A 19,814-nucleotide genomic window follows, 5' to 3' on the forward strand; every position below is an offset into this window, starting at 1 on the left:
GGTAGACCCTTAAAAATAAGTGGTGCAGTGTCTGCCAATAGCATTTTTTATGATTCCAATCAAAACAGCGGTAGAGCACCATTTACGTATTATTTGCAAGGGAGTCTTAATGTTAGTTTTATGGCATTGAGTATGCCGGTGAGTTACAGCTATTCGAATCAAGGTGCTAATCTGGATTATCAAGTGCCCTACAAATTTAATCGCTTGAGTTTGCATCCCAAATACAAATGGATACAAGCCCATATAGGTGATGCTAATATGAGTTTTTCGCCATACACTTTAAGCGGTTATCAGTTTACAGGTGGTGGAGTAGAACTCAGTCCTAAAGGGCATTTTAAAATCGCTGCCATGGCGGGGCGATTGCTAAAAGCTACGGAGGATACTGGAGACGAACGCACGGTTCCTGCGTTTTCACGTTTTGGTTATGGGGCCAAGATCAACTACGAACAAGAAAAATACAGCCTAGGAGTTATAGCGTTTTATGCTAAGGATAACATCAATTCCCTGATAGCGGTCCCAGACAACAAAGGAGTCACTCCCAAGGAAAATTTAGTAGTAAGTATTGATGGGTCCTACAAAATAGTAGATAACTTAAAAATAAAAGCAGAGTATGCCTCTACTGCCATCACCCAAGATCTACGTGCAGCACCCACTGCTACTACAGGCACAGGCATAGCTGGAAAATTGTTTAACAATAGAGCCTCAACAGAACATTATGCGGCCTTAAAAGCCGGTTTTGATTACAACTTTAAAGGTTCGTCGCTAGGCGTTACTTATGAGCGTATTGATCCAGGTTACACCACCTTAGGTGCTTATTTTTTTAATAATGATTTCGAAAACATCACTTTAAATACCACCACACAATTATTCCAAAATAAATTAAACCTGGCTTTTAATGTAGGTTATCAAAAAGACGATCTTGAAAACCAAAAAGAACAAGGAACACACAGAACGGTAGGCTCGATTAACGCGACATTTAATGCGACTCAAAAATTAATGTTAACCGGTTCCTATTCTAACTTTAGCAGTTACACCAATACCAAAGTCAACCAATTTGATGTGATTAACAATACTAACATCATGGGAACTATCAGCGACCAACTGGATTTTAAACAAATATCACAAAATGCGAATTTGAACGTTAACTATTTGATTTCAAAAAAAGAAACTGTTCAAAAAAACCTAAACATCAACTACTCACTGACTGATGTAGCCAATGCACAAGGCGGCATTGTAAGGATCGGTGATGCTTCTACCTTTCATAACATGAATACCTCGTACACTTTAGGATTTCCTAAAAAAAACACCAATATAACGGCAGCCTTAAACGGAACCGTAAACACGATAGGTAGAGAAGATGCTACCACCTGGGGCCCTACCGTTAATGTAAACAAGAAATTTTTTAACAAAAAACTAAACACTGGACTTTCTAGCTCCTATAATTCCAGTCAAGGGAAATCTGGCTCCACAGCAGTAACTAATTTTAGAGCGAATGCCTCCTACATTTACAAACAAAAACACAATTTCAACCTTAGCGCCATACAATTGTTTCAGTCGTCAGTCACAACAAACAATCGTAGTTTGACCGTTACTTTTGGCTACAACTACAATTTTGACATTGGAAACATCAAATTAAACTTCGACAGAAAACCCCAAGTTGAAGCAGAAGAAGCAGAAGCAGCAGAAAAAATAAAAAATAAAAAAGACAAGATTTTTTTATTTGCCTATAGAACCCATCTGTTTTCGGGCACCCATGACAGCATTAGTAAAGTCATTACAAACCTGCTAGAAACCCCAGACTTTAAAGGACTAAAAGATGTAGATGGCATTACTACAAAACTTGCACTACTAGAAAAAACCTTGCATCTTGATGAAGAAAAACCCGATAAAGGATATAAAAATACTGCAGTACACTATTTGGACTATTTGTATGAAAACAAAGATTACATTGATTCGTACAACAAATTGGTGTTTAGCAGTTTAAAAATTTTATACAAAGACGCCGCTAGAATCGATATTGCCATGGAAGAAGAATCGATAAAAGCCCATGCTTACGTTAACAACTTGCGCGCTAAAGGAAAAACCATTAGCGAAAAAACACTGAAATACCTTGAAGTAAAGGACAAGAAATACAATGCCCACAAATGGATGCAGGAACAAATGAATGATTTGACCTATGGAGATGTCGTGGATGATAAAGGATTATTGAAGGACTTTAAAAAAGCAAATCTTTCAAAAGTATTTGAAATGCTACAAAAAGGAAAAAAACAGACCGAAATAGAAATCTACCTAGAAGTACAACTTGCTGATTTTTACCATAAAAAATCGCTACAATAAAAACCGTTGCACCTTTTTTTCTCCCACTTGAACGCTTTCTAGTGTTTCGTAAATACAAACACCCGCACGAGATAAACAACATTTGGCCACCCTTTTAGCCACCCTTAAAAAGCAAAAAGCCTCTTAATCATACGATTAAGAGGCTTTTAAGTACCCGGAGCCGGAGTCGAACCGGCACGGTTTCCCACAGGTGTTTGAGACCAGCGCGTCTACCAATTCCGCCATCCGGGCTTTAGCAGACATGAAATGACAACAGTCATCGCAACGCAATAAAGAACTATTTGGTGGTAGCCAAACAGCTATTTCTTTAACACGATGCAAATGTAAAAAATAATATTACAATTTCTACTAAAAATACTTAATTTTTTCCTTTCAGAGTGGAAATATTTTTCTAAATTTGCACCGCATTAAAAACGCAACACACAACTAACTACACCCGAGGCGCATACGTAATCTGGCAAAGATAAATATCAAAGCCGAATTGTATGGAGCGAAGCGGAATAAAAACAACAAATTAAATGTCACACCTAGAACCAGAAGCTAAAATTTTTGCTTGTTCACAAAGTGTCTATCTTGCAGAGAAAATCGCTGCAGAGTACGGAATTCCTTTAGGAAAAGTTACCATGTCGCATTACAGTGACGGTGAATTCCAACCTTCTTACGAAGAGTCAATCAGAGGGTTACGTGTATTTATCGTATGTTCTACATTCCCAAATTCAGATAATTTGATGGAATTATTACTAATGATTGACGCTGCAAAACGCGCCTCAGCAAGGCATATTACCGCAGTAATACCTTACTTTGGTTGGGCTAGACAAGATAGAAAAGACAAACCAAGAGTGCCGATAGGAGCTAAACTAACAGCAAAATTGTTAGAAACTGCTGGAGCAACAAGAGTAATGACCATGGATTTGCATGCTGACCAAATTCAAGGATTTTTTGAAAAACCAGTAGACCACCTGTTTGCCTCTACTATCTTTTTGCCTTATGTAAAAAGCTTAGGATTGGACAACTTGACTATTGCTTCTCCAGATATGGGAGGTTCAAAAAGAGCTTATGCTTATTCAAAATTCTTAGAATCAGATGTAGTTATTTGCTACAAGCAAAGAAAAGAAGCAAACATTATCGACACCATGGAATTAATTGGTGAAGTAAAAGGTAAAAATGTAATCCTGGTAGACGACATGATTGATACCGGAGGAACATTGGCGAAAGCCGCCGATTTAATGATGGAAAAAGGAGCATTGAGCGTAAGAGCAATTTGTACACACGCCATTTTATCAGGAGACGCCTACGAAAAAATAGAAAAATCTAAATTACTAGAATTAATTGTTACCGATTCGATCCCATTAAAGAGAGAATCCAAAAAAATAAGAGTGCTGAGTTGTGCCCCTTTGTTTGCCGAAGTAATGCACATGGTACATCACAACAACTCGATAAGCGGTAAGTTTATCATGTAAGTTAGTAGTCAATGGTGAAAACTTTATACTATACATTTACAGCATTCTATTTCAAAAGACAGAAGTAATGAGCATTTAATAACTAACGACTAGCCAATGCTAATCATTAATCACTAAAAGCGAGTCACTTAAAAAGAAGAGTTTAATTAATAACTATATAAATATTTACAATGAAATCGATTACAATTAAAGGATCAGAAAGAGAAAGCGTGGGAAAAGTTGCGACTAAAGCCTTACGTAATGCTGGAGCGGTTCCTTGCGTGTTATACGGAGGAGATCAACCAGTACATTTTTCAGCAGAAGAAAAAGCATTCAAAAACTTGGTTTACACTCCAAACGCTCACACAGTTGTGATTGAATTGGCAAACGGAAAGTCTTATACAGCTATCATGCAAGACATTCAAGTACACCCAGTATCTGACAAAATTCTTCACCTAGATTTCTTTCAAATCTTTGATGACAAAGAAATCACTATTGAAGTTCCAGTAAAAATCACTGGTAAATCAAAAGGTGTTATGGCAGGTGGTGATTTACGTTTAAACAACCGTAAATTAAAAGTAAAAGCGTTACCAGCAAATCTTCCTGATTTTGTTGAGGCTGACATTACTCCACTTAACATGGGTAACAAATTATACGTTACGCAAGTTCCTACTCCAGACTTTAAAATCATGCACCCAGACAACACTGTTATCTGTCAAGTGAAGATTTCTCGTGCTGCTATGAAAGCGGCTCAAGAAGCTGCAAAAGCTGCAAAAGCAGGACCTGCAAAAGGAAAGAAAAAATAATATTTTTCTCTACAACATATCAAAAGCATCAGTTTCAACACTGGTGCTTTTTTTTTGCCTAATACTTAAAAAACCCACACCCAATCCATTAACTGTTTCCTGCATCAGGAGCACCACAATATTCCACACAACAACATCCCTCCCGCTATTCGCTACAATCTTTTGGCACGCCAAAAAAAGGCGTACCAAAAGGATTTCCACTGCTATCGGGGCTACCACCCCGCGCTCACTACTCAACAAAGACACTCAAACCCACTACATCAACACCTCAACTCAATACCCTAAATCCAACAATAAAACCACAAAAAAACCACTCCACCCGCATCATCCCTGTCCCATCCCACAAAGCAGACCCCAAAAACAACCCACAATACAACATAAAAATCAGCAAAAATCCGTTCCATCCGTGTCATCCGTGTCCCATCCCGCAATACAAACCCAATACAACCCCACAATACACCCCCCCAATAGAACATAAAAATCAGTAAAAATCCGCTCCATCCGCGTCATCCCTGTCCCATCCCGCAATCCACACACCCAATACAATTCCAAAATATAACCAAGCATCTAATTTGACAATTTATCGAATTAAGTTTACTTTTGCAGCATGATACAATGGATCAAAGCACTGTTCACAACAAGAGAAACAGCAGATAACAAAAAACAAGTGGCTCACGAAGACCCAAACAATACAAACCCCATGAGTAATAAATTTTTAATAGTAGGACTAGGCAACATAGGTGCCGAATATGTAAACACAAGACACAACATCGGCTTTAAAGTACTCGATCACCTAGCCAAAAAAGAAAGCCTGTCTTTTGAAACCGTAAAACTAGGCGCACTGGCTCAATACAAGTTCAAAGGGAGAACATTCCTGCTATTGAAACCCAATACCTACATGAATTTGAGTGGGAAAGCCGTACACTACTGGATGGACAAAGAAAACATTCCGCTAGAAAATATTTTTGTAATCACTGATGACTTGAACCTTTCCTTTGGAACCATTCGCATCAAACCCAAAGGAAGCGATGGAGGCCATAACGGACTTAAAAACATCAATCTTGTCTTAAACACCAATAAGTACACCCGTTTTCGTTTTGGAATCAGTGACGAGTTTAAAAAAGGCCAACAAGTTGACTATGTATTAGGAGACTGGGACGAAACCGAAAAAGAAAAACTTCCAGAACGACTAGAAACCGCCACGGAAATTATAAAGTCATTTGGCACAGCAGGTCTAGAGAACACCATGACAACCTACAACGGTAAATAAAAAAGAGGAAGCAGTACGCTTCCTCTTTCTATCTTATAGCAATCCTATTATTTCTGGATTACTAATTTTTTCACTGTTTTTCTATCACCATCAATCACGGTCAGTAAATAAACCCCTGATGGAACTGTACCAAGACCAATCGTTTCATTAAACAAATAAGCAGCAGCAAAGCTATTTTCATACAGCTTTCTACCCAATAAGTCGTGTACAAACACTTTCACATCGTTTGCCGAATCACTTGTGAATTGAACCGTAAAAATTCCTTTATTCGGATTGGGGTGCACCGCAAAATCCGTAAGCTGTAAATCGCTAGTAGACAAAGTAGTATACGCTTTTGTACAAACCACCATTCCTGCAGCATTCAATGTTCCCGTATCGTTTTTAAAAGCATCGCGAATCCTAAACGTCCAAGTTCCAGATGGATTTTCGCCATTAAAAGCAGCTAATGCTTCATACGGGCTAATGGTTTGCACCGTCGTTTGCCCACAAACCAAGTCGGTACCCGAATCATCATAAATCAAATCCAATGTACTATTGGTACTACTACAACTTTGATCAAACAACTTCACAGTGGCCCCAAGCGGGCTGATGATTTCCATTTGAACATCACTTAAATAGGTATGTGTAAAATTTACATTAAAATTCACATCAGCCACAAGGTCATTAGTCGACGGAAAACTAATCGTTCTGGTAGTATAAGTGGATTGTTCTGGTATTGCAAATGGAGCTGCGAAAGTAAAATTACTACAGCTTGAAGTCACAGCATATCCTATTGAAAACGCGGTACTATTGACAGCATAATATATATTTCCAGTAGGTTCTATCAATATTCTACAGCTTTTAGCGATCACATTTGGCACTGTAATCGTCTCTGATCCGTCGTTTGGTGTATTTAAAACAAGATTCGTTGGAAACGTCAATCCGCCATCAGTAGATAATTTGATATTCACAGTAGCAGAGCCTGCCAATGCATTACTCCCATTCACACTCCAAGTTATAGTTTGAGTTGAGTTTTGTGCCCACCCTAAATTCTCTGTATTTTGAGACGTAACTGCAAATGGCCCTACCGTTCCACTAACCGTAATAACCGTTTCGTCAAAATTAGTTTGAGCAGTTGTTTCACTCGCATTATCCCTACCTGTTAACACAAAGTTCAAGGTTCGACCTACTGTAGGCACTGATTCCCATTTACTACTCAACTTATTTGCCAACACACTACTATAAGATGGCATGTATCGCACCGCAGTGCTACTAGGATATAACGAACGAAATAACGGACCGTCAGTTTTTGTTGGCACAGCCAGACTATTAGCACCTGACGAAGTAGATGCAACGTCATTCTCTTCCCAAGTATAACTCACAGTATCCCCATTAACATCAGATCCTGTTCCTTTCAAAATAAAAGCGGTTCCTTTTGGAATGGTATAATCATCACCCGCGCTAATTGTAGGCGGGCTATTAGTAATAGTAGTGCTTGTACCACAAGATTTACCCGATAAGTTGACTTGAATTTGCTTAATACTGGCAAACGAAAAATAATCATCTGATCGTGCTTGCACATCATAATCAGTTGTTATCCCTGCATAACCCATAATGGTTGAACCACTTCCTGGCTCTACATTAACTCCAGAACCTTCTATCTCGTGTGAAAAAGTATGGTTTGCACCCAATTGATGACCCATTTCATGGGCAACGAAATCTATATCAAATGTATCACCCTGTGGTTTATTATCAGATGGAGAAGTATAAGCACTTCCTTTTCGCAATGGATTTTGCGTGGTAGGTGCTACACAAATACAACCAATACAACCGGCGTTTCCGCCACCTCCAGACTCACCAAATAAATGACCGATATCATACCCGCTATTTCCAATTGTATTAGTCAAATTAGTTTGAAGCTCTTGTGCCCAATCTCCATCAGCTCCAGTAGCCGCATCAGAATAAGGATCTGTCTTGGCATCGGTATACATAATTGAAGTATTATTGGTAATCAGCACTAATTTAACCGCCAAATCTTTGCCAAAAATACCATTAACCCTCGTCATAGTAGCATTCATACCCACTAGAGCAGCCACAATAGTGCCGCCATAATAAGTGGTATACTCGGCCGTACAAGACAAAGCCAATCGGTAGGTTTTAAACGATTTATTATTAGCAACCGTCTTTGCTGTTTTACTGAGCAACTCATTGTTCAAAACCACATCTTCGGTCTTACAAATCATTGGCAAACTACCTTGTTCTCTATTTTCATTAGTCAGTAATGTATATAAAGACCCTCCTTCGACCGATTCTATAAACTCAGAGGCACTTCCCGCTCTCAAAACCATCGTTTGAATTCCGGATGGTGCTATACTAAAATGAAGAGATGCTTTTTTATCGGTCACTCCTACTCCAGCAAAAGCCCTAATATCAGGGTACTGCGCTTGCAACTCTGGTTCAAAATTAGACGATTCCCAAATCAAAAAAGTTTCCAACTCACCCTTTGCATTCGGCATCGTAATTTCGACACCTTTATCTTTTACAGTCTTGCCATCAATAGCACTAATTTTCTCTTTTAAAATAGTAGAATCCAATTGAAAGGACATTGATCCACTTTTTTGCACACTACTATTTCTAGCCGTATTAGACACTGAACCAGCATCCACACGTTTCCAAAGTGCTTGACTATGGACAGTTATTGTTGAAAAAAATAGCGTAATAAATAGTAATGTAAAGTATTTTGTCATGGTCCAAAAAATTTATGTTCCAAAATTAAAGTATTTATAAGGAACAAATCCGCCGAAAAAGCATAAAATTACTTTAAACCCAGCTTTTCCTCATTTGCTTCAAGCAAAAAGTACAATTTTCCTTAAAATTATCTGATATTCAATGAAAATCCATTCGTCTTCGCTTCGCAATTAAAATAGATTAGCATAAATTTGCAGCATTATAAAACATTTGCTTTGAAGATTTTTCATTCTATAAAAGATTTTAGTTCCTCCAAAAAAACAATACTAACACTAGGCACCTATGACGGTGTTCATGTTGGCCATAGAAAGATTCTGGAACGCATAATTCAAAATACGGCAAACGAAAAATACGAAAGTCTTGTACTTACTTTTTTTCCGCACCCAAGAATGGTTTTACAAGAACAATCGGAAATTAAACTACTCAATACAATAGCCGAAAAAATCGACTTATTAGAGCAAATAGGCATTGAAAACTTAGTTATTCACCCTTTTGACGAAACATTTTCGAGACTAACTGCCGAAGAATTTGTAAAAACAGTCTTAGTTGATCAATTTCATATTCATAAAATAATCATTGGCCACGACCACCGTTTTGGCAGAAATCGTACCGCTAATATAGATGATCTTATCGATTTTGGTAAAGAATATGATTTTGAAGTAGAACAAATAACAGTTCAAGAAATTGACGATATCTCCGTTAGTTCTACAAAAATAAGAAAAGCATTATCCGAAGGCAACATGACACTTGCTAACGAATATTTAGACTACAACTATCCTTTAACAGGTACTGTTTTTAAAGGAAAACAACTCGGACGCACAATAGGATTCCCTACAGCCAACATTAAAATAGAAGAAAATTACAAACTGATTCCGCTAAACGGTGTTTATATTGTACAAAGCACCATTAACAACAAAACGGTTTATGGTATGATGAACATTGGGTTCAACCCAACGGTTCAAGGTAAAAACTTATCTATCGAAGTCCACTTTTTTGATTTTGATGCCGATTTATACGGACATCAATTATCTGTTTCGATCTTGCACTACATACGTCCTGAGCAAAAATTTGAGTCGGTGACCGAATTAACCCAACAACTAGAACGAGACAAAGAAACAGCCACAACCTACCTCAACAAACGTTAATATTACAAAAGCACCGTTTGCGTACTACATTTTTACGTAAATTTGAGTTTAACCACTTATTTTCAAATAGTTACTTTTTAACCATTTTAAAACTAAAAGTATGAAACTCACTAAAGAATTATCAAACGGAATCCTCATTTGGGTAGGAATTAGCATTTATTTTTTACTAATGAAAGCGCTAAACCTAGCCGATGTATTTTACTTACGAGCTTTTAACATTCTCTTCATCTATTACGGCGCCAATAGGACTTTGCAAAGCAACTTCAAAGAAGGCAAAACCAATTTTGCATTCAATGCTTCTGGAGCGCTTGTCACCTCACTTATTGGGGTATTTATTAGCATTGTAGGGCTTATTTTTTACAGCTACTTGCAAGGCGGTGACAATTATATTGCATCCCTTTCGGCTTCCTTTTTATTTGGTGGAGACCCAACAGTTATGACCTATTCTATTTCTTTGCTTTTTGAAGGAATCGTTTCTGCAGTAATTGTTAGTTTTTCATTAATGCTGTATTGGAAAAGCAAATATCCTTCCGATTAATTCATTCCTTTTTGAAAATAGTTGCATTAGTCTTTTTTCACCGCATTTGAATTGTTACATTAGAACTAATTAACTACTTTTGAAGCACTAAAAAAACGCATCAATGAGCATTACTAAACATAACTGGACGAAAGAAGAGATTATCAATATATACAATAAACCAATGATGGACTTGCTGTATGAAGCAGCATCAATCCATAGAGAGCACCATGATCCTAATGTGGTTCAGGTTTCTACTTTATTATCTATAAAAACAGGTGGATGTCCAGAAGACTGTGGCTATTGCCCGCAAGCAGCTAGATACCACACCTCTGTAGAAGGAAATGATCTAATGTCTGTCAATCAAGTAAAAGCACAAGCTTTAAGAGCTAAAGAAAGTGGTTCTTCAAGAGTTTGTATGGGAGCTGCATGGAGAAACGTAAAAGATGGACCTGAGTTTGATCAAGTTCTTGAAATGGTGCGTACCATCAATAAACTGGATATGGAAGTATGTTGTACATTAGGAATGATCACTGAAAACCAAGCACACCGTCTAGCCGAAGCTGGTTTATATGCTTACAACCACAACTTAGACACCTCTGAGGAATATTATAAAGAAGTGATTTCGACTCGTGGTTTTGAAGATCGTTTACAAACGATAGAAAACGTACGTAAAACCAATGTAACAGTTTGTAGTGGTGGAATTATAGGAATGGGAGAAAGCATCGAAGACAGAGCAGGAATGCTAGTGGCACTTTCTACTCTAAATCCCCAGCCAGAATCAGTGCCTATTAATGCATTAGTAGCGGTTGAAGGGACTCCAATGGAAGAAGAGAAACCAGTTGAAATTTGGGAAATGATTCGTATGGTTGCAACAACTCGTATCATCATGCCAGAAACTCAAGTGCGTCTATCAGCAGGAAGAATGAACATGAGCCGTGAAGGACAAGCCATGTGCTTCTTTGCAGGTGCCAACTCTATCTTTGCAGGAGATAAATTATTAACTACACCAAATCCAGACGTGAATGAAGACATGAAAATGTTTGAAATGTTAGGACTGAACCCACAAAAACCATTTACTAAAGTTTCGCAACCAGCAACGGTTGAAGCCGAAAATTCTCAGTTTGCACCACTTGGCGAAAAACCAAAATGGTCAAGACCTGGACATGTAATTGAAAAAAATCTTGAAGCTTCTGGCAAAGGAAAATAAATCAAAAACTTCAAAAGCCCATTCTACCACAACAGAATGGGCTTTTTTTTTGCAAAAAAGATATACCGATTTAAAGAAACACTTTTTTATTTACCATTTTCCCGTTTTCCAAAACAACCTTAACAATAAGAAATTTTCCCCTACTTATTAAATCCTCTATTTTATACGCTCTATTGAAAATTTTTGTTTTCGTGTAAATCAATTTTCCACTAAAGTCGTAAACATATACTTTATCTATCAATTCATCCGCAGATTTAACTTCAATTTCTTTATTTTTTGTCGCAATCACTACTCCTGAAACAGATGGATCAAGCTTGGCTGTCGCCAATACTTTACCTGCATACAAGATAACAAATCGTTGATTAAAAACACCTTTTTCTGTTGTAAAACAGTAGGGCTTGGTTTTTAGATTGTGTACGGTATTCAATACGTTGTCTTTTAAATACACCTCTTTATTAATCAATAAACCGTCTGTTTTACTGATCGCAATTTCAAAAGCCCCCGCAACTTTAGTACTAAAACCTATTGCCACCTCATCTTCTTCCACAAACGGCAACGCTCTACCTTGAATCACTACGTTTTTATCCTTAATAATACTATAAAAATCCAAATAAGCATTAGCATTATAACTTTCGCTGTCAAATGCATTATCATAATCGTTCGTAGCTCCAGATATGTAACCTATCATAGTTTGTTTATAAGCCCCCTGGTTATTATACAACTCCAGCCACAATCTATTTCTCTCTATGGTTTTATTCTTTTTAGTATTCGATGCCGTTTTAAAAAACTGCGAATTATTCCCAGCACTTCCACCGCCTCCTAATCGCATGTTATTATTAAATACAACATTCCCCGAACCAATACTCGATGTAAAGAAAGCTTGGCCAGCAGCAATTTTACCCGAAGGTGCTAAAGTACTCACAGAACCTGCATTCCCACTACTAGCTGCTGGAGCAGTGCCCACTCCTCCAGATAAATTATAAACAGCATAATCATCCGAAGTATAAGCATAAGTTCCAGAACCGGCAGTTCCGTTGGTAATATTAGATGCTAATTGAATCGAAGTATTGTGTGTCCAGAAATACAAAGTACCGTCAATCACAGCCGAATTTGCGGCTATAAAAGCGTCGGCGTCTATTGCCGACGGATATGGATTACCTACTAAAACGGAATTTCCAGCTCCACCAATAGGCACACTCACAACTCCATTATGCGGACTACCCACAAAACCCACTTCATACGTACTAGGCGGTGCTGGTGACATATGTGTTTGCGGTCCTCTAATAATGTAACCCGTACCGGCCATCATTGAACCAGATACATTTTCTTGTTGCCAATTGTCCGTAAAGGAGTTAAAAGAATAAAACTTATCCAACAAAGTAAGTGGCGATACATCATATAATATTTGTCCAAAAACTGGTGATGACCAATACGTATAATCAAAATTACTAACTGCAGTTGTGAATCGCTTGTAAGTGATATTTCCCGAATTCAAAGCCAAATTATTTATTTGAACCAAACTAGCACCATCTTCAAAACTAAGAGACCCTCCCGCAACAGCAACTCCGTTAACAACCGTTAAGGAATGACTTGAGTTAATCGTAACAGCACCAGAAAGCACCTGACAACTACAAGCATCAATATCACTAACAGACGTGTAATTTCCATTAAAAACCACAGCTTTATTTATATCCGGTGCGCCACTGGACCAAGTACTGCCGTCCCAAGAAGTAGTAATAGGATTAATTGTCACATTTGCAGTAGCAAGAGATGAACAATACAAATTTGCAACATGATAACTATAACTACCGGAACTAAGCCCCGAAACAGTTGTAGACGCGCCTGTACCTCCAGCTACAATCAAACTACCATTTTGATAAAGATTCCAATTTCCTGTAGCAGGTAAATTATTGAGCTGAATAGAACCCGTAGGAACTGTGCAAGTAGGATGTACAACGGCTCCAATAGTAGGAACTGCTAAATCACAAGCAACAATGCCATTAAAACTAAATTCATTAATACTGAAGGTACCGGTAGTAGCAGTACCACCCCAAGCATATATTCTAAAAGTGATTGGACTGGTAACATTTTGAAAATTAGCAGCTGTCAGATCAATAGGTAAAGGTGTTTCTTCGCTGGCAGAATTAGGAATCACTGGCAGGTTTACATTTGATGCAAATCCGTCTACACTAGAACGAAAAGAAAACTGACGAGGGCCAGTAGTCGAGACTTGTGCTTTATAAACAAAATTAATAAAGCTTACTTTATATCCTACACTTGGACTAATAGTAAACTCAATGTAATCGTCTGGGTCGATCGTTAACAAATTCCAATCCCTTGTATTGTACCGATCATTTCCCACGTTGCCATTCAGGCCGCTTCCACGCGCAATTCCTGAAACGGTTATATTAGGATCTACAGACTGACCAATTGTATACGGATTTAAAGTACCGGGATTTGTACCATTAATTGCGTTTTCAAATATACTTTGTCCAAAAGAAAACGGAATAAAACCAAAAAAGAATAAAAGTAATTTTATTTTCATTCGATTAAGCATTAAGTTCAATCAAATATACAAAAAATACTAAACCAAAAACCAAATAATCAACTGTTTACGCTTTTTTAAATTGCATAAAAAAGCCTCGCTACAACTAATTGTATTGAAGCTCTCATTATTAATAAGCTTACGCTTTAATAGATCACTTTCTTGCTTACTGCACCACCATTTTCAAAGATAATCTTAACGATAAGTACTTTATCGCCCACTATCAAATTACTTATTTTATGTTCAGTATTCGAGATTCCTGTTTTAGTATAAATTAATTTTCCTGTAAAATCATAAACAAATACTTTACCTATCAATTCATCAGCAGATTTAATTTGAATTTCTTTGTTTTTTGTCGAAACCACTACACCTGAAACCGATTCTTCAAAATCATCTGTTGCCAATGTTTTATCGGCATACACAATTACAAATCGTTGATCAAATGTTCCTTTTTCGGTTGTAAAAGAATAAGGCTTCGTTTTTAAATTATGGGTAGTATTCAATAATTTATCTTTTAGAAACACATTTTTATTTGCTAATAATCCATCCGTTTTACTCATTGCTATTTCAAAAGTTCCGGCAACTTTAGTCGTAAAACCAATTGGAACTTCATCTTCATCTACAAAAGGCAACGCTCTACCTTGCACCACTAAGTTTTTATCTTTGGTTACACTATAGAAATCCAAATAAGCATTAGAATTATAACTTTCTCCGTCATAAGCATTTTCATAGTCGTTTGTCGCTCCTGTAATATAACCAATCAATGTTTGTTTAAATGCCCCTTGACTGTTGTAGAGATCCAACCACAATCTATTTTTCTCAATAACTTTGTTCGTTTTACTCGACGCCATTTTAAAAAACTGCGAATTATTAGCAGCACTACCGCCACCACCTATTCTCATACCATTATTAAAAACCACATTTCCTGCCGCTACACTCGAGGTGAAAAAAGCTTGACCTGCAGCAATTTTACCCGTAGGCGCTATAGTACTCACAGATCCTGCATTTGTACTACTTGGTGCCGGTGCAGTACCCACTCCTCCTGTCAAGTTGTAGGCCGCATAGTCATCCGAAGTATACGCATAAGTCCCTGAACCCGCTGTACCATTGGTAATATTAGAAGCCAATTGAATTGAAGTATTATGTGTCCAGAAATACAAAGTCCCATCTATCACTGCAGTATTCGCATTAATAAAAGTATCTGCATCTATTGCTGACGGATAAGGATTACCTATTAAAACAGAACTACCAGCCCCACCAATTGCTTTGTTTATAATTCCGTTATGCGGAGCACCCGAAAAATTTACCATATGCGCACTAGGAGGTGATGGTGCCATATGTGTTTGTGGTCCACGAATAATATAACCAGTCCCAGCAGTCATTGCCCCACCAACATTTTCTTGCTGCCAGTTATTAGTAAAGGAGTTATACGAATAAAATTTATCCAGTAAGGTTAAAGGTGACACATCATATAAAATTTGACCAACCACAGGTGAAGACCAATACGTATAATCAAAATTACTAATAGGTGTTGTTATTCTAGTATAAGTAATAACTCCAGAATTAGCAACAGTAGGCGTATTATTTATTTGAACTAAACTCGCGGTATCATCAAAACTCAAAGTACCAGTTCCTAAAACTCTAACTTGGTTTGTAATAATCATAGAATCTCCGCTATTAAAAGCAACCGATGTTCCCGTACTAACTTCACAAGAACAACCGTACAAATCTCCTGTAGACGAGTAATTACCATTAAAAATAATGTTGCTTGCACTTGTAGGTCCCGTACCATTAGACCAAGCAGTTCCGTTCCAGGTCACCGCAGCATTATTTGATATCATTATACCTCCTGCGCTAGTGGCAGCAGAAGTACAACCAGACGCGTTAGTTACCGTATAAACATAAGATCCACCTGTTAATCCTGTTATAGTATGTGAAGTTCCAGTACCAGTAATAGCACCTGGATTAATTGTCCAAGAACCAGAAGCAGGCAAACCGTTTAGAACAACACTTCCTGTAGCATTCACACAATCAATATTAGTAATTGTACCAATTGAAGGAGCCGCTGGAGTTGCAGGTTGAGCATTAATAACCACATCAGCTGATAATAGGGCAGTACATCCAGAACTAGGAAATAACTGCGATTGCGGAATGGTTTCATTACCTTGACTAGTACTATTCCATATTAATTGACACAAAGCACCTCCTCCATTCTCATAATATTCCAAAACAATACTATATTTCACACCAGCTGTTAAAGCAATCGTTCCTGTATCCGTAGTAGGTCCGTGATCGGTCCAGTTATTAATGATTTGCACACCGTTCACCCATAAACGTACACCATCATCACTAATAGTCGAAAAAGTATAAGTCTCACTATAACGTGCCTGTACTTGTCCTGACCATCTTACAGAAAAACCATCAGCAGGAATTGAAGAATCCGGGCTACCTCCTCCCCAATCATAATTAACACTTACATCAGTACGTGTTAATGTTGGCGTACCAGTAAGAGCCATATTACTAAAATAATCACCAGTTAATCCTGTTCCATTATTAGCATCAATAACTGAAAAATTATAAGTTCCCGCAGACAACCCTGAAACAGTTGTACTACTACCAGTTCCCGTAGTTGTAATACTACCTGGATCCTGCGTTAAGGCCCAAGCACCTGATGGCAACCCGCTTAACACCACACTACCTGTTGCTACTGCACAAGTTGGATGAGTCCTAGTACCAACTGTAGGTGCTGTTAACAAATTATCTACTTTTATCGTAACCTCATTACTATTTGTTGTACCGCAACCGTTCGTTGCATAATATCTAATCTTTTTACCATTATCCGCAAAGGCAACTGTGTAAGGTAACGTTAAATTAGCAAATGTCCCACTTCCAACTCCTGTCTCCAATTGCCAGCCCGAAGCTGTAACTGTTAATCCATTAGCCGTAACTGTTGGGGCTGTTGGATTCAATACGCCCCCAGAACATAATGCCGCAGGAGCTGTAATTGCAACTATCGTAGGTACATTATTAACTGTTATAACAACTTGATTAGTATTTGTTGTACCGCAACCGTTCGTTGCATAATATCTAATATTTTTACCATTATCCGAAAAGGCAACTGTATAAGGTAACGTTAAATTAGCAAATGTCCCAGTTCCAACTCCTGTCTCCAATTGCCAGCCCGAAGCCGTAACTGTTGATCCATTAGCCGTAACTGTTGGGGCTGTTGGATTCAATAAGCCCCCAGAACATAAAGCCGCAGGAGTTGTAATTGCAGCTATCGTAGGACTTGAATTTATCGTAAATGAAGTAGCCGTTCTACAACCTGGATTTGTAGAACAAGCTGCATAAAAAATAGTAGTACCAGCAGTATTTGTATTAGCTAATCCAGAACCAGCAACTCCTACTGGGTTAAAAGGTGTTCCTGAACCAATTGCCGTACCACCAGTTGAATTGGTATACCATTGAATTGTCGAACTAGTTTCTAACATAATTTGACCTCCTACAGGTGGACTAACTGTCCATGAAAATGAATCCGAAATATTTGAAGTGCCGTATGTAGTGGAGATTAAAGTATAAGTTACCCCTGCTGTAAATAAAGCATTCATTCTAGGTTCAAAATTTCCATTACTGTCGTCATCCCCTATTATCCAAGAACCTCCTCCTGAACAATTTCCAGGCACAAATGAGCCAGTTGTGATATACCCCATTCCGTCGTAATTTCCGTTTTGATCCATCGAAAAAGTATAATTTCCCGTTACACTTACTTGAAAAACAGTGGCGACATAATTGCGAGTTGTTGTACTGAAACTACAAGTAGCTGAATTCGTTATGAATGTTGGTCTAAAAGCTGTCGGATCAGAAGTACCAGTCCAAGCACCTGAAAAAGCAGTTCCTGAATTAGTAAATACAGACCCACAAACACCAGACGCTGTCAATGTACCAGATCCTCCTACACAAATAGTTGGTCCTGTTGTGGATAATGTAGAAGCTGTTACCGTAACTGTTACAACCGTTGAATAAGATGTACAACCGCTATTGGTTAATATCGCCCGATAATATCTTGTAGCAGTTAAGACTCCTATTTGCGCACTACTTAAAACACTTGAAGTAGCACCCGAAATATTTGAAAAACTTGAATTATCTACTGATGATTGCCATTGAACTGCACCTGTACTTCCCGTTAACGTAATATCTGCTGGTGAATTTCCGGAGCAAACACTTTGGTTCGAACTAGTCGTTCCTATTGTAGGACCAGTTGTAGTGCCGCTCATTGTGCCAGAATTCCCACTCGTTCCACAAGCGTTAGATGCTCTCACTCTATAATAATAAGTAGTTCCTGATGATAATCCTGACAAAACTAAAAACTGAACATTTCCTACATTTAAATTATCATATGAAGATAAAATTGTTCCTGCACTAAAGGAACTATTAGTCGCTACATCTATGTAATATGAAGTTGATAAATAATGTGGCCCCCACTGAGCAGTAAAACCATTACATGTAAAAGTATAGGGCGAACTACTTCCTGGTACAGACGGTGCAGTTGTTGGGGTTATACTTCCCGTTGATGAAGACGAACTTGTACCGCACGCATTTGTTGCAGTAACAGAAACCGTTCCCGCACCTGAACCAATAGTTATAGTTGCCGAGGTAGTTGTCCCTCCTGCTGTAACTGACCAACCTGTTCCAGTAACTGACCATGCATACGAAGTTGCTCCTGTAACCGCTGCAATACTAAAAGTATTCCCTGTGGTACTAGCACATTTATTTGTAGGCTGAGTAATTGTCCCTGGTGTAGCTGGTGCTGCATTTACTGTAATATTTAAAATAACTGTTGCAACTCCACATGAATTGGTAGCTGAAACCGTATAATTGGCTGCCGCAACTGCAACAGTTGGTGTTCCTGTAATTGCTCCTGTTGTTGAACTTATCGATAATCCCGCTGGTAACGCTGGACTAACTGTATAGGTGGATGAAGGAGTTCCAGGAGTTGACAAGCTTGCACTATTTGTTGCGATAGCACTTCCTCTACAATAAACTGGCGAACCTAAAGTATAACTTAATCCTACTGGTGCCTGATTTACATTAATAGTATAATCTTCCGTTTGTCCAAATTCGTAGGACGAACTTTTGACACAAGGATTATTAACCGAACGGTCTCTAAAAACAACCCTCATTCTAGTATTCCCTGATGTTGCTCCAGAAGGCACACTTATAATTGAACTAGCTACTTTACCATCAATTCCAGTAGAATTACTAATATTCCCAATATAATATGATTCACCAGCATCATCTAAAATTCCATTTTGATTCCAATCAATATACACAAAAGCAGACACTGTATAATTTCCTACCGTATTTCCTTCTATCGAAATACTAAGTCCAGTTTGTCCTGCACATACATTCCCGATAATTGAAGTGTAATTTTCATATTCAACTGTAGTACTTCGAGAAGAAGAATTAGCTATCCCCGCAATTGTAACATTTGTAATAGGAGTTGCACCGTCAAAATTTATACCACCGCAATAAGTTGGTGGCAATATTGCTATTGATTTATATGTCGCTCCAAAGCAGCTACAAGAAACTACGATCATTAGTAAGAACGCCATATATTGGTGTTTTTTGGTAATTTGCGCTAAACAACTATTTTGCAAGTAAAATTTATCCATGTTATATTTTTAAAAATTTGGGGGCTCATTTTTGAAATACAATTAAGTTTACCATTCGTTCCTCTCGCAAAAAACAACAATAAACCCAACAATAATCCTGCAATATCGCCCTAAATACTACTATCATTGAAATTTACTCGACAATG

At 37.9% G+C, this 19,814-nt stretch carries 10 protein-coding genes and 1 tRNA gene; 7 read left to right on the forward strand and 4 right to left on the reverse strand.

Features of this window, described 5'->3' with window-relative positions:
• Nucleotides 1-2,337: porin family protein (locus H8R24_RS14345; RefSeq protein WP_187020329.1), on the forward strand; the 2,337-nt coding region annotated here is incomplete at its 5' end.
• A gap of 151 nt (nt 2,338-2,488) precedes the next feature.
• Here H8R24_RS14345 and H8R24_RS14350 read toward each other — a convergent pair.
• Nucleotides 2,489-2,568: transfer RNA gene (locus tag H8R24_RS14350), tRNA-Leu, on the reverse strand.
• A gap of 287 nt (nt 2,569-2,855) precedes the next feature.
• Between H8R24_RS14350 and H8R24_RS14355 the strand changes: the two genes are divergently transcribed.
• From H8R24_RS14355 to pth, 3 genes are all read left to right on the forward strand, one after another.
• Nucleotides 2,856-3,797 carry a ribose-phosphate pyrophosphokinase gene (locus H8R24_RS14355; RefSeq protein WP_187020326.1) on the forward strand — a complete coding sequence of 314 codons (942 nt, stop codon included), beginning with the start codon at nt 2,856-2,858 and terminating at the stop codon, nt 3,795-3,797.
• A 170-nt stretch (nt 3,798-3,967) separates the two neighbouring features.
• Nucleotides 3,968-4,582: a 50S ribosomal protein L25/general stress protein Ctc gene (locus H8R24_RS14360; RefSeq protein WP_187020324.1), complete on the forward strand. Its 615-nt coding sequence runs from the start codon at nt 3,968-3,970 to the stop codon at nt 4,580-4,582.
• A gap of 607 nt (nt 4,583-5,189) precedes the next feature.
• On the forward strand, nt 5,190-5,852 hold the full coding sequence (gene pth, locus H8R24_RS14365) for an aminoacyl-tRNA hydrolase (protein WP_187020321.1): 663 nt from the start codon (nt 5,190-5,192) through the stop codon (nt 5,850-5,852).
• 47 nt (nt 5,853-5,899) lie between these two features.
• On the opposite strand, the gene H8R24_RS14370 is transcribed toward pth, so the two are convergent.
• Nucleotides 5,900-8,578 (reverse strand): zinc-dependent metalloprotease, encoded by a 2,679-nt coding sequence (locus tag H8R24_RS14370; protein WP_187020318.1) that lies wholly within the window; start codon nt 8,576-8,578, stop codon nt 5,900-5,902.
• A gap of 216 nt (nt 8,579-8,794) precedes the next feature.
• Here H8R24_RS14370 and H8R24_RS14375 point away from each other — a divergent pair, with 216 nt between their 5' ends.
• The 3 genes from H8R24_RS14375 to bioB all read left to right on the forward strand — a co-directional run bounded on the left by H8R24_RS14375 (nt 8,795) and on the right by bioB (nt 11,451).
• Complete coding sequence (locus H8R24_RS14375; RefSeq protein WP_187020316.1) at nt 8,795-9,724, forward strand: bifunctional riboflavin kinase/FAD synthetase; 930 nt, start codon at nt 8,795-8,797, stop codon at nt 9,722-9,724.
• A 100-nt stretch (nt 9,725-9,824) separates the two neighbouring features.
• On the forward strand, nt 9,825-10,262 hold the full coding sequence (locus H8R24_RS14380) for a hypothetical protein (protein ID WP_187020313.1): 438 nt from the start codon (nt 9,825-9,827) through the stop codon (nt 10,260-10,262).
• 103 nt (nt 10,263-10,365) lie between these two features.
• Nucleotides 10,366-11,451: a biotin synthase BioB gene (gene bioB / locus H8R24_RS14385; protein WP_187020310.1), complete on the forward strand. Its 1,086-nt coding sequence runs from the start codon at nt 10,366-10,368 to the stop codon at nt 11,449-11,451.
• Between the two features lie 70 nt (nt 11,452-11,521).
• Here the strand turns inward: bioB and H8R24_RS14390 are convergent, their stop codons facing one another.
• Nucleotides 11,522-13,996, reverse strand: coding sequence for a T9SS sorting signal type C domain-containing protein (locus H8R24_RS14390; RefSeq protein ID WP_187020308.1), 2,475 nt, complete (start codon nt 13,994-13,996; stop codon nt 11,522-11,524).
• Nucleotides 13,997-14,142: 146 nt separating this feature from the next.
• A complete protein-coding gene (locus tag H8R24_RS14395) occupies nt 14,143-19,668 on the reverse strand; it encodes a PA14 domain-containing protein (protein WP_187020305.1) in 5,526 nt (1,841 codons plus the stop codon).
• Between the last annotated feature and the right edge of the window lie 146 nt (nt 19,669-19,814).

Source organism: Flavobacterium muglaense (assembly GCF_014305155.1).
Lineage (GTDB): Bacteria > Bacteroidota > Bacteroidia > Flavobacteriales > Flavobacteriaceae > Flavobacterium > Flavobacterium muglaense.

Bases quoted from the DNA above. Each gene is read 5' to 3' on its own strand.
- pth (WP_187020321.1), top strand. From the start codon at position 5,190: ATGATACAATGGATCAAAGCACTGTTCACAACAAGAGAAACAGCAGAT.
- H8R24_RS14370 (WP_187020318.1), bottom strand. From the start codon at position 8,578: ATGACAAAATACTTTACATTACTATTTATTACGCTATTTTTTTCAACA.
- bioB (WP_187020310.1), top strand. From the start codon at position 10,366: ATGAGCATTACTAAACATAACTGGACGAAAGAAGAGATTATCAATATA.
- H8R24_RS14390 (WP_187020308.1), bottom strand. From the start codon at position 13,996: ATGAAAATAAAATTACTTTTATTCTTTTTTGGTTTTATTCCGTTTTCT.
- H8R24_RS14395 (WP_187020305.1), bottom strand. From the start codon at position 19,668: ATGGATAAATTTTACTTGCAAAATAGTTGTTTAGCGCAAATTACCAAA.
- H8R24_RS14360 (WP_187020324.1), top strand. From the start codon at position 3,968: ATGAAATCGATTACAATTAAAGGATCAGAAAGAGAAAGCGTGGGAAAA.
- H8R24_RS14355 (WP_187020326.1), top strand. From the start codon at position 2,856: ATGTCACACCTAGAACCAGAAGCTAAAATTTTTGCTTGTTCACAAAGT.
- H8R24_RS14380 (WP_187020313.1), top strand. From the start codon at position 9,825: ATGAAACTCACTAAAGAATTATCAAACGGAATCCTCATTTGGGTAGGA.